At 68.4% G+C, this 25,593-nt stretch carries 25 protein-coding genes; 18 read left to right on the forward strand and 7 right to left on the reverse strand.

Going from position 1 to position 25,593, the window contains the following annotated elements:
- The first annotated feature begins 26 nt into the window (after positions 1-26).
- From rimP to truB, 11 genes are all read left to right on the forward strand, one after another.
- Entirely contained in the window at positions 27-707 is a 681-nt protein-coding gene (rimP, locus tag GV792_RS07090) for a ribosome maturation factor RimP (protein WP_163822937.1), read from the forward strand.
- The gene (nusA, locus tag GV792_RS07095) at positions 704-1,732 is read left to right on the forward strand and encodes a transcription termination factor NusA (protein ID WP_163822938.1); all 1,029 of its coding nucleotides are present in this window, start codon (positions 704-706) and stop codon (positions 1,730-1,732) included. The genes rimP and nusA overlap by 4 nt, the downstream gene beginning before the upstream one ends.
- Before the next feature lie 203 nt (positions 1,733-1,935).
- Positions 1,936-2,205, forward strand: coding sequence for a YlxR family protein (locus tag GV792_RS07100; protein WP_309138479.1), 270 nt, complete (start codon positions 1,936-1,938; stop codon positions 2,203-2,205).
- Between the two features lie 108 nt (positions 2,206-2,313).
- Positions 2,314-5,256: a translation initiation factor IF-2 gene (gene infB / locus GV792_RS07105; protein ID WP_163822940.1), complete on the forward strand. Its 2,943-nt coding sequence runs from the start codon at positions 2,314-2,316 to the stop codon at positions 5,254-5,256.
- 77 nt (positions 5,257-5,333) lie between these two features.
- Entirely contained in the window at positions 5,334-5,624 is a 291-nt protein-coding gene (locus GV792_RS07110) for a DUF503 domain-containing protein (protein WP_163822941.1), read from the forward strand.
- 105 nt (positions 5,625-5,729) lie between these two features.
- A complete protein-coding gene (gene rbfA, locus GV792_RS07115) occupies positions 5,730-6,173 on the forward strand; it encodes a 30S ribosome-binding factor RbfA (RefSeq protein WP_163822942.1) in 444 nt (147 codons plus the stop codon).
- Positions 6,174-6,237: 64 nt separating this feature from the next.
- Entirely contained in the window at positions 6,238-7,248 is a 1,011-nt protein-coding gene (locus GV792_RS07120) for a DHH family phosphoesterase (protein WP_163823201.1), read from the forward strand.
- 77 nt (positions 7,249-7,325) lie between these two features.
- Positions 7,326-8,735: an MATE family efflux transporter gene (locus tag GV792_RS07125; RefSeq protein ID WP_375154455.1), complete on the forward strand. Its 1,410-nt coding sequence runs from the start codon at positions 7,326-7,328 to the stop codon at positions 8,733-8,735.
- A gap of 35 nt (positions 8,736-8,770) precedes the next feature.
- Complete coding sequence (locus tag GV792_RS07130; RefSeq protein WP_163822943.1) at positions 8,771-9,727, forward strand: metallophosphoesterase family protein; 957 nt, start codon at positions 8,771-8,773, stop codon at positions 9,725-9,727.
- A gap of 26 nt (positions 9,728-9,753) precedes the next feature.
- Positions 9,754-10,419, forward strand: a complete 666-nt coding sequence (npt, locus tag GV792_RS07135) for a 4'-phosphopantetheinyl transferase Npt (RefSeq protein ID WP_163822944.1) — start codon at positions 9,754-9,756, stop codon at positions 10,417-10,419.
- Positions 10,416-11,333, forward strand: coding sequence for a tRNA pseudouridine(55) synthase TruB (truB, locus tag GV792_RS07140; RefSeq protein WP_375154456.1), 918 nt, complete (start codon positions 10,416-10,418; stop codon positions 11,331-11,333). Before npt ends, truB begins: the two co-directional genes overlap by 4 nt.
- Before the next feature lie 6 nt (positions 11,334-11,339).
- Here the strand turns inward: truB and GV792_RS07145 are convergent, their stop codons facing one another.
- The gene (locus GV792_RS07145) at positions 11,340-11,948 is read right to left on the reverse strand and encodes a TetR/AcrR family transcriptional regulator (RefSeq protein WP_163822946.1); all 609 of its coding nucleotides are present in this window, start codon (positions 11,946-11,948) and stop codon (positions 11,340-11,342) included.
- Positions 11,949-12,087: 139 nt separating this feature from the next.
- Between GV792_RS07145 and GV792_RS07150 the strand changes: the two genes are divergently transcribed.
- Both GV792_RS07150 and GV792_RS07155 read left to right on the forward strand, forming a co-directional pair.
- Complete coding sequence (locus tag GV792_RS07150; RefSeq protein WP_163822947.1) at positions 12,088-12,489, forward strand: DUF4345 domain-containing protein; 402 nt, start codon at positions 12,088-12,090, stop codon at positions 12,487-12,489.
- 81 nt (positions 12,490-12,570) lie between these two features.
- The gene (locus GV792_RS07155) at positions 12,571-13,434 is read left to right on the forward strand and encodes a hypothetical protein (RefSeq protein ID WP_175584049.1); all 864 of its coding nucleotides are present in this window, start codon (positions 12,571-12,573) and stop codon (positions 13,432-13,434) included.
- An 84-nt stretch (positions 13,435-13,518) separates the two neighbouring features.
- Here GV792_RS07155 and GV792_RS07160 read toward each other — a convergent pair whose 3' ends face one another.
- Genes GV792_RS07160 through GV792_RS07170 form a run of 3 tightly spaced genes read right to left on the reverse strand, consistent with a single transcriptional unit; the run spans position 13,519 to position 15,753 of the window.
- A complete protein-coding gene (locus GV792_RS07160) occupies positions 13,519-14,184 on the reverse strand; it encodes a GntR family transcriptional regulator (protein WP_163822948.1) in 666 nt (221 codons plus the stop codon).
- A 44-nt stretch (positions 14,185-14,228) separates the two neighbouring features.
- Entirely contained in the window at positions 14,229-14,981 is a 753-nt protein-coding gene (locus GV792_RS07165) for a maleate cis-trans isomerase family protein (RefSeq protein ID WP_163822949.1), read from the reverse strand.
- Positions 14,982-15,012: 31 nt separating this feature from the next.
- Positions 15,013-15,753 (reverse strand): maleate cis-trans isomerase family protein, encoded by a 741-nt coding sequence (locus tag GV792_RS07170; RefSeq protein WP_163822950.1) that lies wholly within the window; start codon positions 15,751-15,753, stop codon positions 15,013-15,015.
- 146 nt (positions 15,754-15,899) lie between these two features.
- On the opposite strand from GV792_RS07170, the gene GV792_RS07175 reads away from it, so the two are divergent.
- Complete coding sequence (locus GV792_RS07175; RefSeq protein WP_175584093.1) at positions 15,900-16,805, forward strand: D-2-hydroxyacid dehydrogenase; 906 nt, start codon at positions 15,900-15,902, stop codon at positions 16,803-16,805.
- 29 nt (positions 16,806-16,834) lie between these two features.
- Complete coding sequence (locus tag GV792_RS07180) at positions 16,835-18,220, forward strand: amidase (protein WP_309139083.1); 1,386 nt, start codon at positions 16,835-16,837, stop codon at positions 18,218-18,220.
- A gap of 69 nt (positions 18,221-18,289) precedes the next feature.
- Here GV792_RS07180 and GV792_RS07185 read toward each other — a convergent pair whose 3' ends face one another.
- Complete coding sequence (locus GV792_RS07185) at positions 18,290-18,784, reverse strand: DUF3830 family protein (protein WP_163822953.1); 495 nt, start codon at positions 18,782-18,784, stop codon at positions 18,290-18,292.
- Positions 18,785-18,805: 21 nt separating this feature from the next.
- The gene (locus GV792_RS07190) at positions 18,806-20,065 is read right to left on the reverse strand and encodes an aspartate aminotransferase family protein (protein ID WP_163822954.1); all 1,260 of its coding nucleotides are present in this window, start codon (positions 20,063-20,065) and stop codon (positions 18,806-18,808) included.
- 162 nt (positions 20,066-20,227) lie between these two features.
- Between GV792_RS07190 and GV792_RS07195 the strand changes: the two genes are divergently transcribed.
- Together GV792_RS07195 and GV792_RS07200 are read left to right on the forward strand one after the other, a co-directional pair.
- Entirely contained in the window at positions 20,228-21,700 is a 1,473-nt protein-coding gene (locus GV792_RS07195) for an NAD-dependent succinate-semialdehyde dehydrogenase (protein WP_175582945.1), read from the forward strand.
- Positions 21,697-22,770, forward strand: a complete 1,074-nt coding sequence (locus GV792_RS07200; RefSeq protein ID WP_163822955.1) for a tartrate dehydrogenase — start codon at positions 21,697-21,699, stop codon at positions 22,768-22,770. The genes GV792_RS07195 and GV792_RS07200 overlap by 4 nt, the downstream gene beginning before the upstream one ends.
- A gap of 79 nt (positions 22,771-22,849) precedes the next feature.
- On the opposite strand, the gene GV792_RS07205 is transcribed toward GV792_RS07200, so the two are convergent.
- Positions 22,850-24,307 carry an FAD/NAD(P)-binding protein gene (locus GV792_RS07205; RefSeq protein ID WP_163822956.1) on the reverse strand — a complete coding sequence of 486 codons (1,458 nt, stop codon included), beginning with the start codon at positions 24,305-24,307 and terminating at the stop codon, positions 22,850-22,852.
- 152 nt (positions 24,308-24,459) lie between these two features.
- Between GV792_RS07205 and GV792_RS07210 the strand changes: the two genes are divergently transcribed.
- A complete protein-coding gene (locus GV792_RS07210; RefSeq protein ID WP_163822957.1) occupies positions 24,460-25,578 on the forward strand; it encodes a helix-turn-helix domain-containing protein in 1,119 nt (372 codons plus the stop codon).
- Positions 25,579-25,593: the final 15 nt, after the last annotated feature.

Raw genomic sequence — 25,593 nt, forward strand, 5'->3', positions numbered from 1 at the left:
CACAACTGAACCAGGAGCCGCCCCACATGCCGATGCCGACCGAGGAAAGGGTGAGCCAGCTCGTTGCTGGACTCGTCGAACGCCGGGGATTCGATCTCGAGGGCGTCGAGATCTCGACGGCCGGACGGCATGCCGATGCCCAGGCTCGGGTTCGGGTGATCGTGGACAGCGACGACCCCGCCGACCTCGACGCCATCGCCGACCTCAGCCTCGAGGTCTCGGCCCATCTCGACGACGCCGGTGATTTCGGTGAGTCGCCCTACCTGCTCGAGGTCTCCACACCGGGTGTCGACCGTCCGCTGAGCACCGAACGGCAGTGGCGGCGAGCCCAGGGCCGCAAGGTGCGAGTGACGCTGCGTCCCGGCGCGGAACCTCCCGATCCCGGCGGATCTGCCGCCTTCGACGCCCGAGTGGGCAAGCTCGCCGACGACTCCGTCGCGCTGGTCCTCGGCGGCAAGGCCAAGCCGCACCGGGTGAGCGTCGCGCTGGCCGATATCGCCACCGCCGTCGTCCAGGTGGAGTTCTCCCCGCCGAGCCCCCGCGAACTCGAACTCGCGGGCGGCGTCGCGCCGGGCAGGCCCGCCCCCGGCAGTGAGCCGGACACAACTGTTCCCGCGGGAGAGGACGCCGCGGACACCCGAGGAAACACCGGGGCAGCGCCCCAGCCTGTTGCAGCGTCCGATTCGACCGAAGGGACCGTGGAATGAACATCGAAATCGAAGCCTTGCGAGCGATCGTCGCCGACAAGGGGATCTCGATCGAGACCGTGATCTCCGCGATCGAGTCCGCGCTGCTGACCGCCTATCGGCATACCGAGGGCCATCAACCCAACGCGCGCATCGACATCAACCAGAAGACCGGTGTGGTGCGGGTGATGGCGCGTGAGCTCGACGCCGACGGCAACGTCATCTCCGAATGGGACGACACCCCGGAGGGTTTCGGCCGCATCGCGGCCACCACGGCCCGCCAGGTCGTGCTGCAGCGGCTGCGGGATGCGGAGAACGAGAAGTCCTTCGGCGAATTCTCCACCCATGAGGGCGATATCGTCGGCGGCGTCGTCCAGCGCGACGCCCGCGCCAACGCCCGCGGCACCATCGTGGTGCGCATCGGCAGCGAACTGCACGGCGCCGAGGGCTTGATCCCGCCCGCCGAGCAGGTGCCCGGCGAAAGCTACGAGCACGGCGACCGGATCAAGTGTTATGTCGTCGGGGTCTCGCGCGGCCCGCGCGGTCCACAGATCACGCTGTCGCGGACCCACCCGAATCTGGTGCGGCGGCTGTTCGCGCTCGAGGTGCCCGAGATCGCCGACGGCTCGGTGGAGATCGTCGCCGTCGCCCGCGAGGCCGGGCACCGGTCCAAGATCGCCGTGCGGTCCACCGTGTCCGGAGTCAACGCCAAGGGTGCGTGCATCGGCCCGATGGGCCAGCGCGTGCGCAACGTGATGAGCGAACTGGCGGGCGAGAAGATCGACATCATCGATTACGCCGACGATCCGGCGGCCTTCGTCGGCAATGCACTGTCCCCATCGAAGGTGGTGTCGGTCACAATTGTCGACCCCGATGCGCGGGCTGCGCGCGTCGTGGTCCCCGATTTCCAGCTCTCGCTGGCCATCGGCAAGGAAGGTCAGAACGCGCGCCTGGCCGCTCGGCTGACCGGCTGGCGCATCGATATCCGCAGCGACGCCGCACCTGACGCCGGTGGCGGGGTGCGTACGGAGGCCCGGCACAGTTGACCGACGCTCGACGAGTGCGGCCCGGTTCGGCGGCGCGAGGAACAACCGGCCGGGATGACATGTTGGTAACTTCGGCAGGGGCGGGGTTCGGTGATCGGACCGTGGCAGCGGTAGAGTGGTCCAAGGTTCAGCACGAGCCATCGGTTTCCCCGCCCGAACGCACCACCGAGCATCCATCGGCGCCCCAGCGCCCGGCCGCTCCGGTGCGAACGTGCATCGGATGCCGGAAGCGCGAGCTGGCCGCCGAACTGTTGCGGATCGTGGCACGAGAAGACGACGACGGTGACGTCGTTGCGATCGTTCCCGATACGCGGCGCAGACTTCCCGGAAGGGGTGCCTGGTTGCACCCCGTTTCCGCCTGTCTGAGCACTGCGGTTCGGCGCCGAGCGATCGGCAGAGCACTACGAGTGTCCGGACATCTGGATATCTCAGCCCTGGAGCATTACCTCGAGAACAGGCACGAGCACTCATGAGCACACCGTGAAGTACCAACGATGACGTCCATCGGAGATAACCCGAGGTCGTGCGGGCCCCGTCCCTGAACAACGGTGGCGCTGCTCGACCTCTCAGTGAGGAGAGCAGTGGCAGGCAAGGCCCGCGTGCACGAGTTGGCCAAGGAACTCGGTGTCACAAGCAAGGAACTACTCGCAAAGCTCAAGGAGCAGGGCGAGTTCGTGAAGTCGGCGTCGTCGACGGTGGAAGCACCCGTCGCCCGCCGTCTGCGTGAATCGGTCGCGTCGAAGTCCGCACCCACGGACGGCGCCAAGGCCGGAGCGAAGCCCGGTCCGTCGACCGCGGCCCGTCCGGCCGCCAAACCCGCCGCGGGCGGTCCCCGTCCGGGTCCGCGTACCCCGGCGCCCGCCGAGGCTGCCGCGGCACCCGCTACGCCGGCTCCGCGTCCCGGTCCGGCCGTGAAACCCGGCCCCGCTCCCGCTCCCGCTCAGGAAGCAGCGCAGGCGCCGAGCCCCGCTCCGGCGGCCGCCAAGGCCCCGCAGGCCCAGCCCGGTACCAGGCCAACGCCGGGTGCACCGCGCCCCGGCCAGCAGCGTCCCGGCGCGCCCGCCCAGGGTGGCCCGCGTCCGGCAGGCCCCAAGCCGGGTCCGAAGACCCCGCGCGTCGGCAACAACCCGTTCTCGTCCGCGCCCGAACGTGAGCGCGAGCGTCCGGCCCCGCGTCCCGGCCCCGGCCAGGCAGGCGGCCGTCCGGCGCCCGGTCAGGGTGGCCCGCGTCCCGGTCCGGCCCAGGGCGGTCCCCGCCCCGGTCCCGCCCAGGGTGGTCCGCGTCCGGCCGCAGCGCAGGGCGGTGGCCCTCGTCCCGGTGGTCCGCGTCCGAGCCCCGGCTCCATGCCCCCGCGTCCCAGCCCCGGCGCCATGCCCGCGCGGTCGGCGCGTCCCGGCCCAGGTGGCGGCGCAGGCCGTCCCGGCGGCGGCGGTCGCCCGGGTGGCCCCGGTGGTCGTCCCGGTGGCGGCGGCGGTGGCGGCTACCGCGGTGGCGGTGGCGGTGCCCCCGGTGCCGGTGGCGGTGCCGGTGCACCCGCGGCCGGTGGTTTCCGTGGTCGTCCCGGTGGTGGCGGCGGTCGCCCCGGTGGTCCCGGCGGTCGCGGTGGCGCGGCCGGTGCGTTCGGTCGTCCCGGTGGTGCTCCGCGTCGTGGTCGCAAGTCGAAGCGGGCGAAGCGCGCCGAATACGAGAACATGCAGGCGCCAGCCGTCGGCGGCGTGCGGCTGCCCCGCGGCAACGGCGAGATCATCCGGCTCGCCCGCGGCGCCTCGCTGTCGGACTTCGCCGAGAAGATCGACGCGAACCCGGCCTCGCTGGTGCAGGCCCTGTTCAACCTCGGTGAGATGGTCACCGCGACCCAGTCGGTGAACGACGAGACCCTCGAGTTGCTCGGCAGCGAGATGAACTACGTCGTGCACGTGGTCAGTCCCGAGGACGAGGACCGTGAGCTGCTGGAATCGTTCGACCTCACCTACGGCGAGGACGAAGGCGGCGAGGAAGACCTCGAGCAGCGTCCGCCGGTGGTGACCGTCATGGGTCACGTCGACCACGGTAAGACCCGACTGCTGGACACCATCCGTAAGGCCAACGTCCGTGAGGGCGAAGCCGGCGGTATCACCCAGCACATCGGTGCGTACCAGGTGCTGACCAGCCTCAACGACGACGACCGCCTGATCACCTTCATCGACACCCCTGGTCACGAGGCGTTCACCGCCATGCGTGCCCGCGGTGCCAAGGCCACCGATATCGCGATTCTGGTGGTCGCCGCCGACGACGGCGTCATGCCGCAGACGGTGGAAGCGATCAACCACGCGCAGGCGGCCGATGTGCCGATCGTGGTGGCGGTCAACAAGATCGACAAGGAAGGCGCGAACCCGGAGAAGATCCGGCAGCAGCTGACCGAGTACAACCTGGTGGCCGAGGAGTACGGCGGCGACACCATGTTCGTCGATATCTCCGCCAAGCAGGGCACCAATATCGACGCCCTGCTCGAAGCGGTCCTGCTCACCGCGGACGCGTCGCTGGACCTGCGGGCCAACCCGGATATGGACGCCCAGGGTGTCGCCATCGAAGCGCATCTGGACCGCGGTCGCGGCCCGGTCGCCACGGTGCTGATCCAGCGCGGCACGCTGCGCGTCGGTGACTCGATCGTGGCGGGCGACGCCTACGGTCGCGTGCGTCGCATGGTGGACGAGCACGGCGAGGACGTCGAGGCGGCGCTGCCGTCGCGGCCGGTCCAGGTCGTCGGTTTCACCTCGGTGCCCGGTGCCGGTGACAACCTCCTCGTCGTCGACGAGGACCGCATCGCGCGTCAGATCGCCGACCGGCGTAACGCGCGCAAGCGCAACGCGCTGGCCGCACGCAGCCGCAAGCGGATCAGCCTGGAAGATCTGGATGCCGCGCTGAAGGAGACTTCGGAGCTGAACCTGATCCTCAAGGGCGACAACTCCGGTACCGTCGAGGCCCTCGAAGAGGCCCTGCTCGGTATCGAGGTCGACGACGAGGTGCGCCTGCGGGTCATCGACCGCGGTGTCGGTGGCGTCACCGAGACCAACGTCAACCTGGCGTCGGCATCGAACGCGATCATCATCGGGTTCAACGTCCGGGCCGAGGGCAAGGCCACCGAACTGGCCAACCGCGAGGGTGTCGACATCCGGTACTACTCGGTGATCTACCAGGCCATCGACGAGATCGAGAAGGCCCTCAAGGGCATGCTCAAGCCGATCTACGAAGAGGTCGAGCTGGGTCGGGCCGAGATCCGGGCGATCTTCCGTTCGTCGAAGGTCGGCAACATCGCCGGTTGCATGGTCACCTCGGGTTCGGTCAAGCGCAACGCCAAGGCGCGCCTGCTGCGCGACAACGTGGTGGTCGCCGAGACCGTCACCATCTCCTCGCTCAAGCGGGAGAAGGACGATGCCACCGAGGTCCGCGAGGGCTTCGAATGCGGTATGACGCTCACCTACTCCGATATCAAGGAAGGCGACGTCATCGAGGCATACGAGTTGCGCGAGAAGCCGCGCGACTGATCGCGACTGATATCGGGTGACCGGTGGGTACGACACCCACCGGTCACCCGGTCGCGTCGCTCGAAACTGGAGGTTGTGTGTACCTCGGTGCACTCGAGTTCGACATCCTGCTCGGAGACGTGCATTCGCTGAAAGAGAAGCGCTCGGTGATCCGGCCGATCCTGGCCGAACTGCAGCGCTTCGGGGTGAGTGCCGCCGAGGGCGGGGAACATGACCGCTACCGCCGCACGTTGCTCGGAGTGGCCATGGTCAGTGCCGGTATGGACCACCTGAGCGAGGTCCTCGACAAATGTGAACGCCACGTCGCGGCACGTCCGGAGTTACAGTTGCTGGCGGTACGCCGCCGGGTCTTCGGACCGGAAGATTAGCGGTGGCAGCGACGGGCCCGAAGGAGGCAGCTTGCGTAACCACGTAGGGCCCCGCTGCCATCGCGAATGATTACAGATCTTTGACACAGTGAGGAAGGAGTTGCCATGGCGGACCAAGCCAGGGCACGCCGACTCGCCAAGCGGATCTCGGCGATCGTCGCTACCGCGATCGAGTACGAGGTGAAGGATCCGCGGCTGCGGTTCGTGACCGTCACCGACGCGAAGGTGACCGGCGACCTACGGGACGCCACCGTGTACTACACGGTGATGGGCGAAACCATCGACGCCGAACCGGATTACGCGGCCGCGAAGGCGGGTCTGGAGAAGGCCAAGGGCGTGCTGCGCTCGAAAGTCGGTGAGGGAACCGGCGTCAAATTCACCCCGACGCTGGCGTTCGTCCTCGACACCGTGCCGGATGCGGCCAAGCAGATGGAGGATCTGCTGGCCAAGGCCAGGGCCGCGGACGACGAAGTGGCCAAGGTGGCGGCCAATGCCACCCACGCGGGCGACGCCGACCCGTACAAGGCCGACGACCGCGACGAGGAATGACCCGCGGTAGGCGATGACGACAACTGGACAGACGGCAGGTGCGGCCGATCCGGGCGCCGAACCGATGGGCGACCCGGATACCACACCACCCGGCGTCGGTGATTTCGCCGCGGCCGTGCAGGCATTGACGGCCGCCGCATCGGTCACCATCCTGTGCCACGTCCAACCCGATGCCGACACAGTCGGCAGCGGGCTCGCCCTGGCTCAGGTACTGCATCGGCGCGGGATTCGCGTATGGGTGTCCTTCGCCGAACCCGCGGAGCTGCCGGTCTCGATGGATTCCCTGCCCGGCGTCCACCATCTCGTGCCGCCCGCGGAGGTACCCAACGAGGTGGATCTGCTGGTCGCCGTCGACTGCGGCAGCGCGGCACGGCTTGGCACGCTCGCAGATCGGCTCGCCGGCGCCCGCAACACCCTGGTCATCGACCATCATCGGTCCAACACCCGGTTCGGGACGATCAACCTGATCGACCCATCGGCGGAGTCCACCACGAGCGTGCTCACCCGGCTGCTCGACGCATGGGGTGAGCCGATCGACCGCCCTGTCGCGCACTGTCTCTACGCAGGTCTCGTCACCGACACCGGGTCGTTCCGCTGGGTCCGCCCCGGCACCCATGAGCTGGCCGAACGATTGCTGGCCACCGGCATCGATGGTGCCGAGATCGCGCAGACCCTGCTCGACACCCACCCCTTCGGCTGGCTGCCGATGCTGTCGCGGGTGCTCGGTTCGGCGCGCCTCGAGCCGGACGCGCACGACGGCGTCGGGCTCGTGTACGCGTTCGTGCGGCGCGCCGACCTGCACGGCGTCACCCAGGAGGAAGCCGAAAGCGTCGTCGACATCGTGCGCACCACAGCCGAAGCCGGGGTGGCCGCGGTCTTCAAGGAATCTTCCGAGGCGGGCCGCTGGACGGTGTCGCTGCGCTCCAAGGACAGCGGCCACGACCGCCACGACGGCCTCGACGTCTCCGCCGTGGCCACCGCGCTCGGCGGCGGCGGTCACCGCTACGCCGCCGGCTACACCGCGCATGGCACACCGGAGGAGATCGTGGCCGAGCTGCTGGCCGGACTCGGATGAGCGCGCAGGCCGACCCGCCACCAGACCCGCGGCCGTCAGCCTCCACCGGCCCTGCGGCCCCCAGCGCCGACCCCAGCGTGCGGACCGCCCACCGACCGGGACCGGATTCGACCCGAAGCGCGTCCGCTGACGATCTCGGCGCAGGCACGCGTGGCGACGACTCCGTCGAGGCAGGCCCGCGGCGGATTCTCGGACTGGCGTTGCCGACGCTCGGGGTTCTCGTTGCCGAACCGATCTATCTGCTTTTCGACCTCGCCGTGGTCGGACGTTTGGGCGCGCTCGCACTCGCCGGGCTCGCCGTCGGCGGATTGATTCTGGCGCAGGTGAGTTCGCAGCTGACCTTCCTGGCCTACGGGACCACCGCCAGAGCCGCGCGGAGGCACGGCGCTGGTGACGAACGTGGTGCCGTGGCCGAAGGGGTGCAGGCGAGCTGGCTCGCGGCCGGCATCGGACTGGCGATCGTGGCCGTCGTGCAGATCTTCGCGCGGCCGATCGTCGGAGTCATCTCGGGTGGTGGGGATATCGCGGCCGAAGCGCTGGACTGGGTGCGGATCGCTCTGTTCGGCGTCCCGCTGATTCTGTTGTCCATGGCGGGCAACGGCTGGATGCGTGGTGTGCAACAGACGCGTCGGCCGTTGATGTATGTCGTTGCGGGACTGGCGTTGTCTGCGGTGTTGTGTCCGGTCCTCGTGCACGGGTTGCTGGGTGCACCGCGGCTGGAGTTGCCCGGCTCGGCGGTGGCCAATGTCATCGGCCAGGGGGTGACGGCCGCACTGTTCGTCGCGGCACTGGTGCGGGAACGCGTTGCGCTACAGCCGCGGCCGTCGGTGATGCGGGCGCAGCTGGTACTCGGCCGTGATCTGATCGCGCGCAGCCTCGCCTTTCAAGCGTGTTTCGTCTCGGCCGCCGCGGTGGCCTCGCGATTCGGTGCGGCGTCGGTGGCGGCACATCAGCTGGTGTTGCAGTTGTGGAACTTCCTTGCGCTGACCTTGGATTCACTGGCCATTGCGGCGCAGACCCTTGTCGGTGCCGCGCTCGGCGCGGGCAATGCGCCCGGTGCGCGGGCGCTCGCCCGCCGGATCACCGGCTGGTCGGAGGTCTTCGCGCTGATCCTGGCCGCGATCTTCGCCGCGGGTGCCGCGGTGATCCCGCCGCTGTTCACCGATGACCCGGCCGTGCTGGACCGCACCGGGGTCGCATGGTGGTTCTTCGTGGCGCTGATCCCGGTGGCAGGCATCGTCTTCGCGCTCGACGGTGTGCTGCTCGGCGCGGGCGACGCCGCCTACCTGCGCACCACAACGCTCGGTGCGGCCCTGCTCGGTTTCCTGCCTGCCATCTGGCTGTCGCTGGTCTTCGACTGGGGGATCGCGGGTATCTGGTCGGGTCTGGTGGCGTTCATGCTGCTGCGGCTGGTGGCCGTTGTCTGGCGGGCGCTGTCGGGACGGTGGGCCACCGTCGGCGCGGAGATTCCGGGTACCAGCCGCTGAATCCGGGGCGGCCCCGGTATGCCAAGGTGGGTGTGGTGATACCCAAGTTGATGGCGGTGAGCGACATTCATGTCGGGCACCAGGGCAATCGTCCCGTCGTCGAGCAGATCCAGCCCGATTCGCCGGAGGACTGGCTGATCGTGGCCGGTGATGTCGCGGAGAAGTCCGATGACATCCGGTGGTCGCTGGAACTGCTGCGCAGCCGCTTCAAGACCGTGATCTGGGTGCCGGGCAATCATGAGCTGTGGACCACGGCCAAGGACCCGGTGCAGATGCACGGCGTTGCCCGCTACGAGTACCTGGTGTCGATCTGCCGGGACCTGGATGTGCTCACCCCGGAGGACCCGTTTCCGGTGTGGCGCGGGGCGGGTTCGGAGGCCTACGGCGGTGCGGTGACGCTGGCGCCGATGTTTCTGCTCTATGACTACTCGTTCCTGCCCGAAGGCACCACAAGCAAGGCCGAGGGCCTGGCGCTGGCCCGGGAACGCAATGTCGTGGCCACCGACGAATTCCTGCTCTCGCCCGATCCGTACCTCACCCGCGACGCCTGGTGCCATGCGCGCGTGCAGGTGACCCAACGCAAGCTCGACGCCTTGCCCGAGGGCACGCCGCTGGTGCTGATCAACCATTTCCCGCTGGTCCGCGAACCCACCGATGTGCTGTTCTACCCGGAATTCGCGCTCTGGTGCGGCACCGACCTGACCGCCGACTGGCACATCCGCTACAACGTGATCTGCGCTGTCTACGGGCACCTACACATTCCGCGCACCACCCATTACGAGGGCGTCCGCTTCGAGGAGGTGTCCCTCGGGTATCCGCGCGAATGGCAGCGTCGCGGCCTGCCCGACAACCTGTTGCGGCAGATCCTGCCCGTCCCTGAGTACCCGCCCGGCACCCTGAACTCCTGGGGCGGCCATTTCAAGGTCACGCCCGAGATGGAAGCAGCGGCGGCCGAGATGCGTAGTAAGGCGCAACGCCGCAGGGGACAGTAGCGACGGCTGCATTAGGCTCGGCAGCGATGATCGAGAACATTCTGCCCGCCGGGGTCGCGTCGGCCGAGCTGCTGGCGTACCCGGAAGGGCTGCGGGCGCATCCGGCCGAAGAGCACCTGATCGCGAAGTCGGTGGAGAAGCGGCGACGCGACTTCATCGGCGCGCGCCATTGCGCCCGGCTGGCGTTGGCGCAGCTGGGGGAGCCGGAGGTTGCGATCGGCAAAGGGGAGCGGGGTGCGCCGGTGTGGCCGCGTGGGATCGTCGGCAGCCTGACACACTGCGATGGCTATCGGGCGGCGGCGTTGGGGCATAAGTTGCGATTCCGCTCCGTCGGTATCGACGCCGAGCCGCACGACACCCTGCCCGAGGGTGTGCTCGATTCGGTGAGTCTGCCCGCGGAACGGGAATGGCTGCGTGCCACCGACTCCGACCTGCATCTGGACCGGTTGCTGTTCTGCGCGAAAGAGGCCACCTACAAGGCGTGGTGGCCGCTCACCGCGCGTTGGCTCGGTTTCGAGGACGCACACATCACCTTCACCATCGATGACGCCTCCGACAAGGCCTCGGGCACTTTCCACAGCGAACTGCTCATCCCCGGCCAGGTGACCGACGGCGGGGTGCCGCTCACCTCGTTCGACGGCCGCTGGCAGATTGCCGACGGCCTCATCCTCACCGCGATCGTGCACGCCTGATGGCCGCGGATAAGCCGGTGCTCGGACCGGACGGGCTCGGCGGCCTGCTGATCGTCGACAAGGCCGGCGGCCTGACCAGCCACGATGTGGTCGCTCGCTGCCGGAAGCTGTTGCGCACCAAGAAGGTCGGCCACGCGGGAACGCTCGATCCGATGGCGACGGGGGTGCTGGTGCTCGGCATCGAACGCGCTACCAAGCTGCTAGGGCTGCTCACCCTGACCACCAAGGCCTACACCGCCACGATCCGGCTCGGCCGGGCAACGACCACCGACGACGCGGAGGGCGAGATCGTCTCGACCACGCCCGCGACCGCCGTCGCCGGTGCCGATATCGCGGCCGGGATCGCCGCGCTGACCGGTGAGATCCAGCAGGTCCCCGCCACGGTCAGCGCCATCAAGGTCGACGGCGAGCGCGCCTACGCCCGCCACCGCGCCGGTGAGGAGGTGCGGTTGGCGGCCCGGCCGGTCACCGTGTCCCGCTTCGAGGTGCTCGCCCGCCGCGAGGTCGGCGACTTCGTGGATCTGGACGTCGTGGTGGAGTGCTCGTCGGGCACCTACGTGCGCGCGTTGGCCCGCGATCTTGGCGCAGCGCTCGGCGTGGGCGGCCATCTGACCGCGCTGCGCCGCACCCGAGTCGGGCCGTTCACCCTCGACCATGCCCGTACCCTCGACCAACTCGCCGACGGCCCGGATCTGAGCCTCGATATCGATGCCGCGGTCCGGACCGCATTCCCGCATCGGGTGATCGACGACGCCCAGTCCGAATCGCTGCGCGACGGCCGCTGGCTCGACCCGATCGGCATGTCCGGGGTGTACGTGGCGCTGACCGAGGACGGCACCGCCATCGCCTTGCTGGAGGAGAAGGGCAAGCGAGCCTCGCCGGTGATGGTGGTCCGACCGCGTGGTCTGGTCTGACCGCGGTCAGCCGGGCGAGTTCAGCGGGTGATTCGCCAGATCCAGCAGCGGATCGAGGGCTCCGAGCAGTGCGCCGACGCTGACCTGATGCAATTGCTCCCGGGTGAGGCTGCGGTTTTCCAGCCATTCGATCGTCAGCACGCGGACGAAGGTCAGCCACGACATCAGCACTGCCGACGTGGCCGCACACAGTTGGCCGTGCACGCCGAGGATATCGAGCAATCGTGTCCGTAATTCGCCCAGTTCGCCCGAGATGATCGCCTGGATGGTCGGGTCGGTCGCCAGCACTCTGTTGGCCGCGATCACCGAATGGGCGTTGGCCTCGAAATAGTCGAAGTGGGCGTCCAGCCCGGCGGCCAGCTGTTCGGCCAGGGGTGTGGTGGTGTCGAACTCGGTGGCCACCAGCAGATCGGCGGAGGCACGCTCGTAGACGGCCGCAAAGAGGTCGCGCTTGGTGGGAAAGTGCCGGTAGAGCAGGGCGCGTGAGACGCCCGCCGCGGTGGCGACGTCCTCCATCAGCACCGCGTCGTAAGGACGTTCGGCGAACAGTTGCGCGCCGGCGTCCAGGAGTAGTCGACGGCGTTCCGCTGGGGCGAGTCGGCGGCGGGTACTCATTCATTCAGCTTAGTTGACGCGTGTCTACTAGCGATCGTATGGTCTTGGTAGACGCACGTCTACTAAGGCGCCGGTGGCGAGCGCGCTGCGCGTCAACCGAATTCATGCCGATTCAATTCATGCTGATCGGAGGGTCCTCATGACTCGCGCACTCACCTGGCTGACCTGGACGATGGGCGTTTCCTGCGTCGCGATCGGCTTCTACCACCTGGCCCTTGGCAAGGATTCGGTTCCCGATATGGAGTGGAACGGCGTGACCGCCGACAGTCAGAGCCGGTTCTTCGGCGCGATCTTCGTCGGTTACGGCCTGGCCTGGATCTGGGCGGTGCGGCAGACACCGATCAATCTGTCCGCAGTGCGCTGGCTCGCGGCGATTTTCGCCCTCGGTGCCCTCGGCCGATTGGTGTCACTGTCGGTGCACGGATGGCCGCACTGGTTCCAAATCGTGTTGACCGTCATCGAACTGGTGCTGCCACCGGTGTTCTTCCTGCTCGCGGCTGGAGCTGAACGGCGTGTCGATGCGCCGGTCGCGGTGGCATGATGAACTCGGATGAGCCGGGGTAACTCTGAGCGATATCCCTGCGATAGGCGGATAACACTGGTCTACCTCGAGGTGGCGGCCATGCGTATGCGCAAAAGTTTGCACGCGGTATTCGGGGTCGTTGCCGCGCTGGCGCTGCTGACGGCCTGCGGCGACGACGGCGGTTCCGCACCCTCCGGGTCGGGGACGACCTCGGTGAACGGCGCGAAGACGACCTATCCGGCCGTGTCGAGCGGTGTACGCGACGCTACCGGCCGCGGGCCGTCCATCGCCTCGCCACCGGCACCCGGACAGCGGCCCGCCGCGCCGGAACCCGCACCGGCGCAACAACCACCGGGCGTGCCGCCGGTCGCCGATCCGCCACCGGCGTATGGCACCGCAGTCATCCGCACCCAGACGCTATCCGGGGTCGGTGTGCCCGACGTACCGGTCCATGTGCGGCTGGTCCAGCCCTGCGATCCGGCCCGCCACGACATTCCCGTCGGGGAGACCACCGAGGTGCTCCGCCGCGACGGCGTCACCGACTCGACCGGTGTGACGAGCTTCCAGGTGCCGGTCGGCTGCTACTTCTTCGGTATGGACCCGCCGCCGGGAACCACACCGGTACCGGAGGGGATGCACAGTCTGTTCATCACCCGTGCCGGTGAAACCGTTGCCGGGACATTGCGATTCGAGGAGGGGCTGCCCTCATCATGTGTCGCGGAAACGATCGAACACGATCTCGGGGTCGGTCCGGATCTGGCGAACGCGTCGGCCACGGTCACCGAATGCGACGGCCGGTGGGCGATCATCTCCTGGGATGTCCCCGGTGACAGCCAACGCCTGGTCCGCCACGACGGCACGGTCTGGACCGGCTATGTCCCGTTCCCGCACGAAACCTGCTGGTCTAGAGCGATGGCCGACGGCGTACCCGCCCGCTTCCAGCGATACTTCCCGGACTGCTAGGCGGCCGACGGCTACGGGCCCGTCGCGCACCTATCCGGGTGCGAGCCGGCGGCTGGTGATGTGTTGTTCGGCTCGCGTTCGATCTCAGTCGGCGTAGCGGTCGCGGAGCCTGCGCACCGCATCGTCCATGTGCTCGGCGAGCATGGCGTGCGCGGTGGTGGCGGGCCCCGCACCGATCGCCTCGCGCAACTCGATATGTTCGCGGGCTTGTTCGCGCAGGTCGGGGTAGGTGGTTTGGAGCGCGCCGAGGCACATGCGGGTCTCGATCAGGAGGGTGCGTGCGGCGCGGACCAGCCGCGGGCTGCCCGCACTGTCGACGAGAGCTTCGTGGAAGGCCTGGTCGGCATCGGAAACCGCGGTGGCGTCGCTCTGTTCGGCGTGTGCGAGCATGGCCGTGACGCTCGGTTCCAAGGCCTTGTAGGCGATCTCGCGGCGGCCGTCGAGGATCAGTGTGAGTGCACCACCCTCGAGTGCGGATCTGGCGCGGTAGATGTCGACGAGGTCGTCGAGGGTGAGATCGATGACGAAGATTCCTCGATTGCGGATGCTGGTGAGCAGCCCCTCCGAGACGAGCCGCTGCATCGCCTCGCGGACCGGACCGCGCGAGACACCGAAACGCGTCGCGAGTTCGGCTTCGCCCAGCTGATCGCCTGGTGCCAGGCCACCGCGCATGATCGCCTCCCGCAGCCGGTCGGCGATCATTTCGGCGGTCGACTGCCGGTTCACCGGCTCGAAATCAACGACGGGCATGGTGTGACGACCTTTCGGTATGGAATCAGGCGCGACCCGGGGCCCTACGTGGTCATGCACGCTGCCTCCTCCGGGCCTGACCGGGACGTGCCGGTGAACAGTGCACCGAAATCGGTGCTATCGCCGCGGGCGGCGCTCAGTCGGAGCCCTTCCCACACGGTGACCTGGTTCGCGGTGAGCACCGGTTTGCCCAGCGCCTCTTCCAGTCGGGGCAGCACGGCGAGGGTGTGCATGGCGGTGTCGGGAATCAGCAGCGCCTGTGCGTCGGGATGATCGTTGCCGACGGCCAGGTCGAGGACCTGCTCGGGGGTGAGGGTGCCGACCTCGGCGGCGGTGTCGATGCCCGCACTCGACATCGCGACCACCGTGATGCCCGCGTCGGCGAGGAAGTCCACGAAAAGCCGCGCCACCTCGTCCGGGTAGCTGGCCGCCACCGCGACCGTGCGCACCGACAACGCCCGCGCCGCCTCGACGAACGCGATGCTTGTGCTCGATGCGGGTACTCCGGAGACGGCGGACAACTGCCGGACCTGGTCGCGCGCGCCCTCGGGTCCGAACACGAAACTGCCCGAGGTACACGCCCACACCACCGCGGCGGGCCGATGCGGGGCGAGCAGCCGCGCTCCATGGCGCAGTTTGTCCGGACTGCCCAGATCCAGCAGTTCGGGCACCGCGTGCAGATCGGTGCCGTAGATGTGCGCGACCTCGAGCTGGATGCCGAGCGCGGCGGCGGCCAGGGCGTAGTCGTCCTCGGCGGCATGGTCGGGGTAGATGAAACCTATGGTTGGCGCGTCCATCGTCGACCTTTCTCGTGCGGGGAATCCCGGTTCAGAACACATCCAGCAGCCACTTCCCAGGGCCCATCATCGGCAGCTTCATCCGGCCGAGGCAGGCCCACATGGTGAGTTGGTTCGCGGTCAGGACCGGTTTGCCGAGCGCCATCTCGAGCGGTTCGATGATGTCGTAGGTCGGCAGATTGGTGCAGCTGACGAAGATCGCCTCGGCATCGGCGTGGTCGGCGCCGAAGATCCGCTCGGCGATGGTGCGGTAGTTGACCTTCCAGATCCCACCGCCGAGCCCGAGGTGATCCGAGCGCACCACCCCGCAACCCGCTTCACCGAGGAACTCGTGCAGTCGGTGGGTCAGGACCTCGTCGTAGGGAGTGATGACCGAGATCCGGGAGATGCCGAGATGGCCGATCGCCTCCACCAGTGCGCCCGAGGTGGTGACCGCGTCCTGCGCGCCTGCTCGGCAGATGATCTCCCGCAGCGACCGCTCATGGGCGAGGCCCTTGATGAAACTGCCCGAAGTGCACAGGTAGGCAACGACTTCGGGTTCCACATGTAGCACGTCGCGGGTGGCGGCGGTCAGATGCGCTGGGTTGGACACCAATTCGGCCATGGCCAGCGAGACCGGGACCGGCTCGTAGGGGGTGCGGGCCAGATGCAGGCTGACTTCGAGGGGTGCCCAGCGCCAGAGTTCGCGTTCGAGTGCGAGGTCGAACGGCGCGATGATTCCGATGCCACGTTGCGCGACGGGGCCCTCGATATCGGGGAAACTGAGTTCCACTTCGGCCCCTCTCGCGCTCAGCCGGGAAGACCTCCGAACACGATCGGATTGTTGACAATCATACGATGTGATCTTACTGTGTCAATGTGAAAGAGGGCCCAGTTGTCGCCGTCCTGCACAGTGACAGTGTGCCCGACTCGGAACTGATGGCCCGGGTGAGTGCCCGGGCCACTGTGCGCTACACGGAGGCATCCGGGCTGGCCGAGGCACTGCACGGGGCGGAGGCATTGTTCGTCTACGACTTCCTGTCCCAGGCGCTGCCCGGCGCGTGGCATGCGGCCGACCGGCTGCGCTGGCTGCATATGGGTGCGACCGGAGTGGATCCGGTGATGTTTCCCGAGCTGAGAGCGAGCGAGGTGGTGGTCACCAATACCCGTGGCGTCTTCGACGCGGCCATCGCCGAATACGTTCTCGGTCAGATCCTCGCCTTCGCCAAGGATCTGCCGGAATCGGTCCGGTTGCAGCAGCGCCACACCTGGCAGCACCGCGAGTCCGAGCGCATCGCTGGAGCCACCGTGCTGATCGTCGGCACCGGCGCCATCGGTCGCACCATCGCACGCGTGCTGCGTGCGGTGGGCATGCGGGTGCGCGGGGTGGGCCGGCGAGCGCACGACGACGATCCGGACTTCGGAACCATCGGGGTCGACTTGCACGCGGAACTGCCGTGGGCCGATTACGTCATCGCGATCGCGCCACTGACCGAGCTCACCCGGAATATGTTCGACGCCAGGGCCTTCGCCGCGATGAAACCGCATGCGAGGTTTGTCAACGTCGGACGCGGGGAACTCGTGGTTACCGACGATCTGGTGACCGCCCTCGGCAACGCGACGATCGCCGGTGCGGCGCTGGACGTGGTGGACCCGGAGCCGCTGCCGCCGGGACATCCGCTGTGGGATATGCCGAACGTGCAGATCACTCCGCACAATTCGGGCGACGTCGTCGGTTGGCGTACCGAGGTCGTCCGGGCATTCTCCGACAATTTCGATCGGTGGATGGATGGTCGTCCGTTGGACAACGTGGTCGATAAGACGCTGGGGTACGTGCCCGGCTGAAGGAGGGCCAAGCAATGAGCTACCCCGACATCAACCGTCCCACCGACCCCGCCGCGATGTCGGCGGTGGAGTTGGTCTCCGCCTATACCGCTGGCGCCTTGTCGCCGGTGGAGGCGACCGAGTCGATTCTGGCCGCCATTTCCGAACGCGACGATACGGTGAACTCCTATTGCCTGGTGGATCCGGATCGGGCGCTCGTGCAGGCGAAGGAATCGGAGGCTCGCTGGCAGGCGGGTCACGCCCGCGGGCTGCTCGACGGCGTGCCCATCTCGATCAAGGACGTCTTCCTGACCGAGGGCTGGCCGACCCGGCGCGGCTCCACCTCCATTGACCCGGCCGGTCCGTGGCCCGTGGACAGCCCGGTGGCCGCCCGCGTCCGCGAGGACGGGATGGTGCTGCTCGGTAAGACCACCACACCCGAGATCGCGTGGAAGGCGGTGACCGACAGCCGACTGACCGGCATCACCCGCAATCCGGTCGATCCCGCGCTCACCGCGGGCGGTTCGTCCGGCGGTAGTGCCGCTGCGGTCGCGGCAGGATTCGGGCCGGTGTCGGTCGGTACCGACGGCGGCGGCAGTGTCCGTATTCCGGCGGCGTTCTGCGGCATCGTCGGCTTCAAGCCGACGCACGGGCGCATTCCGCTGTACCCGGCCAGCCCGTTCGGTCCGCTCGCCCACGCCGGTCCGATGGCGCGCACAGTAGAGGATGCCGCCCTGCTGATGGACATCCTGTCGTTGCCCGATCCCCGCGACCCCACCGCACTCGCGCCCACGTTGACGACTTTCCGCAGTCAGATGCAGCGCGACGTGCGTGGTATCTCCGTGGCCTGGTCGCCGACGCTCGGGTTCGCCGAGGTCGACCCGGAGGTGGCGGCGATCGTCGAGCGGGCGGTCACCCGGCTCGGCGATGCCGAATTGCGGGTGGTGCCCGCCGATCCCCGCTTCGAAGATCCCCGGGAGGCATTCGAGCTGTTGTGGGCGGTGGGCGCTGCTGCCATGCTCGCCTCGTTCCCGCCGGGCGCCCGCGAACAGGTCGACCCCGGACTTCGGCATGTGTGGGAGCGCGGCGAATCCGTCAGCGGCGTCGACTATCTCGCCGCCCGTGAGATCGCCGCCGGTATCGGCATCGCCATGGGGCTGTTCCACACCGCCTACGACGTGCTGATCACCCCGACCATGCCGATCGCCGCCTTCCCCGCAGGCCACGATGTCCCGCCGGACAGTGGCCTGACCAGCTGGCCGCAGTGGACGCCGTTCACCTATCCGTTCAACCTGAGTCAGCAACCCGCCATCAGCATCCCGGTGGGAACGACAGCGGCCGGGCTGCCGGTCGGCATGCAGATCGTCGGGCCACGGCATTCCGATGACCTGGTGCTCGCGGTGGCCCGCTACGCCGAATACGTGCTGGGTTCCTGAGGATTCGGCTCGGATGGCCCGGCCGAACGCGTTCGGCGTGCGTCTGGCCGAACTATCCGAGCCCGTCGACTATGCCCTGTCGAACGCGAGGGTCTCGCCCTCCACTCCGTAGCGCCACAGGTCGTTGCAGGCGGCGGCCATGTCGGCGAGTCCGTCTTCGATGGTGGCGAAGACGTTGCCGGGGACCCAGCCGAGATCGCCGTTGATCAGCAGATTGTTGCGGCCGTAGAAGATGGCCAGATCGGTGGCGCCCTGGCCGTGGTGTGCGGCGGAGCCTGGCTCGTAACCGTAGGCGGGATTGCCGATTTCCCACGGCTCGAAATCGAACAGGCATACGTCGCCAGGAATGGGGGTGACGGTCGGGTTCTCCCGATGTGGCGCGGCCGTGATGCGCGGTACCAGGGTGTAGACCTCGTTGCGGGCGTACTTGGCGTGGTAGGCGTCGCCGATCTGGGGTAGTGCGTCCCAGACCGCGGCGCAGGTGTGTGGTGCCTCGGCATCGAGCAGTCGGGCCCGGCAGGTCACGCCTGCCTTGGTGAGGGTGATGGCGATGTATCGGTCCATGGGGCCTGCTTCCTGATCGCGCTACGGCTGGGTGGGGCCGGGGAGTTCGGCGAGGACCTGCGCCCAGATCGCCAGTGCGTCCTCGACCTGCGCCTCGCTCACTACCAGCGGCGGGATCATCCGCACCACGTTCATATGCGCACCGCAGGTGAGCAGCAACAGCCCCTTCTCGACCGCGAGCCGCTGGGCCAGGGTGGCGGTCTCACGATCGGGTTCGCCTGCCGCTGTGGTGAATTCCGCGCCGACCAGCAGCCCGAGCCCGCGCACGTCGCCGATCGCTTTGCTGTCGCAGTCGCGCATCCCGGCCAGCAGCTGATCGCCACGCGCGGCCGCGTTCTGTACGAGCCCCTCCGATTCGATGACCTCCAGGGTGGCGATAGCGGCGGCGCAGGCCACGGCATTGCCGCCGTAGGTGCCGCCCTGCGACCCCGGCCACGCCTTGGCCATCAATTCGTGTGATGCGGCGATCCCCGAGAGCGGGAATCCGCTCGCCAGCCCCTTGGCGATGGTGATGACATCGGGCCGGACGTCGAAGTGCTGGTGACCGAAGAACTTTCCGGTCCGGCCGAACCCAGTCTGGATCTCGTCGAACACGAGCACAATGCCGTGTCGGTCGGCGCGTTCGCGCAGGCCACCGAAGAAGGTCCGGTTGCCGGGGACGTATCCGCCCTCGCCGAGGACCGGCTCGACGATGAATGCCGCGGTCTCCGCAGGCGAGGTGAGGGTCGCGAGAATGTAGTCCAGTTCGCGCAGCGCGAAGGTCGTGGCCTCCTCTTCGGTCCAGCCGTAGCGGTAGGCCGTCGGGAACGGCGCCACGTGCACGCCCGCCATCAACGGGCTGAACCCCGCGGAGAACCGCGTGCCCGAGGTCGTCATGGAGGCCGCGGCGACGGTGCGGCCGTGGAATCCGCCGTGGAAGACGATGACATTTGGGCGCCCGGTGGCCTGCCGGGCCAGCCGCAACGCTGCCTCGACCGCCTCACTGCCGGAATTGGCGAAGAACAGCGAATCCAGGCCCGCTGGCAGGACGGTCCCCAGCCGCTCGGTGAGTTCGAGCAGCGGGCGGTGCATGACCGTCGTGTACTGGCCGTGGATGAGCCGCGAGACCTGGGCCTGTGCGGCCGCCACCACGTGTGGGTGACAGTGGCCGGTGCTGGTGACCCCGATACCGGCGGTGAAGTCCAGATAGCGGCGGCCGTCGGTGTCGTAGAGATAACAGCCCGCGCCGTGGTCGACGGTCACCGGAGTGGCTTGTTTGAGGATGGGCGATAACTCGGTCATGGTGCTCCGCCTCCCGGGGCGTGCGGGCGATCCCGCTACCGATGATCGTCGGGTTGTAGGATTGTCAACAATATGCATAACATGGTGCCGGGGGTCGCAGCAATGCCTTCGGCGGCCTCATCCGCGCCGATTCACACCGCCCGAGCGAGGGAGTTCGCGTCGATGCTCACCGAGAACAGAACCGACCAGGCGCAACGATCCGCCATAGCCTCCGTGCCGACCGGCCTGTTCATCGGTGGACGATGGCGCGATACCGCCGCGGCACTGGCCGTCACGAACCCCGCCACCGATGAGGTCCTGTGCACGGTCGCCGACGCTGCACCTGCCGACGGTCTCGATGCGCTGTCCGCCGCCGCGGCCGCCCAGCCCGACTGGGCACGCACGCCGGCCCGCGAACGCGCCGAACTGCTCATGCGCGCCCACCGCGCCCTGCTCGACGACACCGAGCGCCTCGCCCTCGTCATGACCTTGGAGATGGGCAAACCTCTGGCCGAAGCGCGCGGCGAGATCGCTTATGCCGCAGAGTTCTTCCGCTGGTTTGCCGAAGAAGCCGTCCGGATCGAGGGCGGCTACCGGCAGGCGCCTCGCGGTGGTTCCCGGTTCCTGGTCACCCGACAGCCGGTCGGCCCAAGTCTGCTCATCACGCCGTGGAATTTCCCGATGGCCATGGGGACCCGCAAGATCGGCCCCGCGCTGGCCGCCGGCTGCACCTGCGTGATCAAACCGGCCGCGCAGACGCCGCTGTCGACACTGGCCCTCGCTGAGATCCTGCGCCGGGCGGGGCTGCCCGACGGCGTGGTCAACGTCGTCACGACCTCCGATCCCGGCGGGGTGATGGAGCCGATGATTCGTGACAGCCGCTCGCGGAAACTGTCGTTCACCGGGTCGACGGCCGTCGGCAAGAAGCTGCTGGAACAGTGCGCGCACACCGTCATGCGCACCTCCATGGAGCTCGGCGGCAATGCCGCGTTCCTGGTGTTCGACGATGCCGACCTCGACGCGGCGGTCGAGGGCGCGATGGCCGCGAAGATGCGCAATATCGGCCAGGCCTGTACGGCCGCGAATCGGTTTCTGGTGCACCGCGATATCGCCACCGCGTTCGCCGACCGGCTGGCCGCGCGCATGGCGGCGCTGCCGATGGGCCCCGGCACCGAGCCCGGCGTTGTGGTCGGCCCGCTGGTCGACGCCGCCGCGGTGGCGAAAGTGCAGACACTGGTGGCCGATGCCGTCACGCGCGGCGCCACCGTCCACACCGGCGGTGTGCCGATCGAAGGGCCCGGCAACTTCTACCCGGCGACCGTCCTGACCGGCGTCAGCGACGACGCCCTTCTGACCCGCACCGAAATCTTCGGCCCGGTCGCGGCGATCTCCACCTTCGACACCGAAGACGAAGCTCTGGCCCGCGCGAACGACACACCGTACGGACTGGTCGGCTACGTGTTCACCGAGAACCTGCGGCGCGGTCTGCGAGTGTGCGAGGCGCTGGAGACCGGTATGGTCGGGCTCAATCGTGGGGTGGTGTCGGATCCGGCGGCTCCGTTCGGCGGCGTCAAGGAATCCGGTCTCGGCCGCGAGGGCGGTACCTGCGGCATCGACGAATTCCTGGAAACCAAATACATCGGAGTCGACCTGTGACCCACCGGATCGCGACCATCCCCGGCGACGGCATCGGCGTCGACGTCACAGCCGAAGCGGTCAAGGTGGTTGATGCCGTCCTGCCCGGCGTCACCTGGACCGAATTCGACTGGTCCTGTGAGCAGTACCTGCGCACCGGCGCGATGATGCCCGCCGACGGTGTCGAACAGCTGGCGGGCTTCGACGCGATCCTGCTCGGCGCCGTGGGCTTTCCTGGTGTGCCCGACCATATTTCGTTGTGGGGGCTGCTGATTCCGCTGCGCCGCGCATTCGGTCAGTACGTCAACCTGCGACCGGTGCGGCTGCTACCCGGCACCACCTCGGCTTTGCGTGACCGCACCGCCGCCGATCTGGACCTGCTCATCGTCCGGGAGAACTCCGAAGGTGAGTACTCCGAGATCGGTGGCATGCACAATCCTGGTCGTCCCGGTGAATTCGTGCTCCAGGAATCGGTATTCACCCGAGTCGGCTGCGAACGCATCATCCGCTACGCCTTCGACCGGGCCCGTGAACGGCGCGGGCAGCTGTGCTCGGCGACCAAATCCAATGGGCTCATCCATTCGATGCCGTACTGGGACAGCATCGTCGAACAGGTCGCCGCGGACTACCCGGAGGTGGCGCTGCGGCCTATGCACGTCGATGCCCTCGCGGCGGAGATCGTGTTGCATCCGGACCGGCTCGACGTCATCGTCGGGTCGAACCTGTTCGGCGACATCCTGTCCGACCTGGCGGCTGCGGTCACCGGCGGTCTGGGGCTTGCGCCCTCGGGCAATATCAATCCCGACCGCACGGCGCCCTCGATGTTCGAAGCCGTCCACGGCAGCGCGCCCGATATCGCCGGGCAGGGCATCGCCAACCCGGTCGCGCAGATCCTGGCCGCGGCGATGATGCTCGAACAATTGGGGGAGCGGTCGGCGGCCGCGGCGGTGGATGCCGCGGTGTGCGAGGTGCTCGGCGCCGGCGCGGTGCTGACGCCCGATCTCGGCGGCACCTCGACGACGGCCGAACTCGGCTCGGCCATCGCGGCCGAAGCGGCTGTGGCGATACCGGGCAGCGGGCGCGATCTGTAGGCCAGCGGTGAGAGCGGCGCCGAGTTCGGGCCGGCACGGGAGTGGCGGGCCCGAACACGGCGCTGACCCCATCCCGGATTCAGCTCCGTGTGAGATGGCCCGCCAGCGCGGCAGCTTCGGCGGCCAAGCCCGGCGGATTGGTCGCGATGAACATCGACTCGGCGGCAAGGTTGCCGAGCACCGACCAGACCGGGCTCGGCCGCCCGGCCACCACAAGCGCGCCCGTGCGGTAGTCGGTTCGGAGCCCGCCGTCCGCGCCGAGCTCGGCGGCGCCGTCGGCGAGTAGCCCGCCGACGAGAGATTCGGCGTCCTGCGCTGTTGTGCCCGCAGACGGATTGACCGCATTGAATACATGCTCTGCGGCCCATTCTTCGCTGTCGTGCACCGTGAACCCGCCGCCAGACCTGGCCGCCACCTTGGTGACACCGGAACGCAGCCTGACCTGGCCGGAATCCAGCAGCCGTAGCAAGATTCGCGCATTCAACGGGACCATCGGCGAGCTGAGGCCCGCGATGGTCCGGAAGTACGTGGTACGCAACATCGTCCGGTCGGCGTCGGCGAGCCGTGGCCAGGCGATCGGGCCGACGGTGCGGATCGCCATGACCAGCAACCGCCGCCCCAGATGCGGCGAATCGATCTGCGCCACTTGCCGGCGCAGCCGCACGAGTGGATCCTCGCGCCCGGCATCGAGCAACTCCGCGGCGAACGAGTCGAAATCCTGGCCGAGATCGGCCAGCTCGGCACGCATGAGCGCCACCAAGCGGTCGAAGGTGAGCGTGTCGTCGAGCAGATCCAGCACCCGCGCCGGGGTGAGGTGAGCCGGAGTCAAGGGCACCGGCCGCTGCTGCACGTCGGGTAACGCTCCACTCCGTGAGACCAGGCTGATCGGACCGGTGTGGCCGCGTGCGGCCAAGGTGACGGCGATGTCGACCGCGGTGAGTCCGCTACCGAGCACGGCGATATGGGAGTCGGTGGGAATGTCGGCCAGGGTCGCGGTCAATGGGTACGGCTCACCGACATAACCGGGAATGCCGGTCAATCCATAGTGATCACGTGGTCGTCCGCTGCCAACGCACAGCACCGCCTTGTCCACGGGATGCAGGCTCCCGCTCGCGGTCCGCAGGACGGTCCCGTCCTCCCCGGTAGATGCGCTGACGTGGTCGTTCACAATGCTGACCCGGACCCCGCGGGAGCGCAGCCGGGCGAGTGCGGCGGTCGCGGTCTGCTCGAGGTAGTCGCCGTACACTCCGCGCGGAACCAGCGTGACGCCGAGCCCGTCATCGAGGAACTTCGTATCGTCGCCGTGGCGCTCCCGCAGCCAGTGTTCGTAGTGTGTGCGATCGCCTGCCCGCACCGACATGATGGCGGGCGGAGCGTTGACGCGCACGGACGCCGCGTCCGGCTGATAGGCACGCCCGCGCCAGACCGCGGACGAGCCGTCGAAGACGGTGACGCTGTCCGGCGGCGTCTCCGTCGAGGCGAGCGCGTCGATCAGACCGACCGCCGCGGCTCCTGCGCCGATGATGCCGAGATGCATGGGTTTCTCCTCCGTGTGGCGAACACGATCAGCGTCACCGGAGCCTGGCCCCGGCGATATCCCGCGTTTGCGGGGAATGTCGCCGAGACCCGATGGCGTTCCCCCCATATGTGGGATGGCGGGTGCACGGACCGGGCGACAGGATGGAGCCCATGACCGCCCCCACCCGGCACATGGCCGACGCGTTGCGCGCAGGCATCGAGAATGCCGCGGACGCGCACGACCTGTTCGCGGTCACCTCACAACGGCTGCGACGGCTCATCCCGTTCGACGCCGCGGTCTGGGTGGCCACCGATCCGGTGAACGGGCTGACCACCGCGCCCGTCCGGGTGGAGAATCTGCACGAGGGCGGCTGCGGAATCTATTGGGAATCAGAGATATTCGCCGAACACGTGAACCTGTTCCGTGATCTCGCCCTCGCCCCGGTGCCAGTGGCGGGCCTGCGCGCGACGACAGGGGACCGGCCCACACTCAGCCCGCTGTACCGCAACTTCATGCGCCCACGCGGCTTCATCGACGAACTACGTGCGGTGCTGCGCGTCGACGGCCAGTCATGGGGTCAGCTGAGCCTGTTCAGGGAGCGTGGACGTGCGCCATTCGACGGCGGCGACCTCGCGCTCGTGCATTCGTTGTCCACGCCGATGGCGCGCCGGCTGCGCGCCTGCGCCCAACCGGCCGGGCTACCAACGACCGACCTGGCCGATTCGCCGGGACTGCTGGTCTTCGGCGCCGACGGCGGCCTGCTCTCGATCAACGAGCAGGCGCGGGACCTGCTGGCCGAGATGCCTCCCGGCCCGATCACGTCGACGCCGTCAGGTATCGACCTACCGCTGCCGGTGTGGATTCTCAGTACGTCGGCTCGTGCGCGGCTCACCGGTGACAGCACCAAGATCCGGGTCCGCGCCCGGACCGGGCGGTGGCTGGTCTGTCACGCATCGTGCCTTCGTGACGTCGACGGACGCAGCAGCACCACCGCGCTCGTGCTCGCACCGGCCGCGCCTTCGGAGGTCGCCTCCCTCGTCGCGGCCGCCTACGAATTGACCGCCCGCGAACTCGAAGTCACCGAACTCGTCACCCGCGGATTGTCGACCACCGATATCGCCGCCACGCTCTTCCTGTCCCCCCACACCGTCCGCGACCACGTCAAATCCATCTTCGACAAGACCGGCGTCACCAGCCGGGGGGAACTGGTCGCCAAACTCTTCACCGACCACTGCGAACCGCTGGTAGCCCTTGAGACCGTGCGGGTCCTCGACTTGGAGGCGAGCTGAGCGCGGTGTGTGCCG

Source organism: Nocardia cyriacigeorgica (genome assembly GCF_010868145.1).
In the GTDB taxonomy this organism is placed as follows: domain Bacteria; phylum Actinomycetota; class Actinomycetes; order Mycobacteriales; family Mycobacteriaceae; genus Nocardia; species Nocardia cyriacigeorgica_D.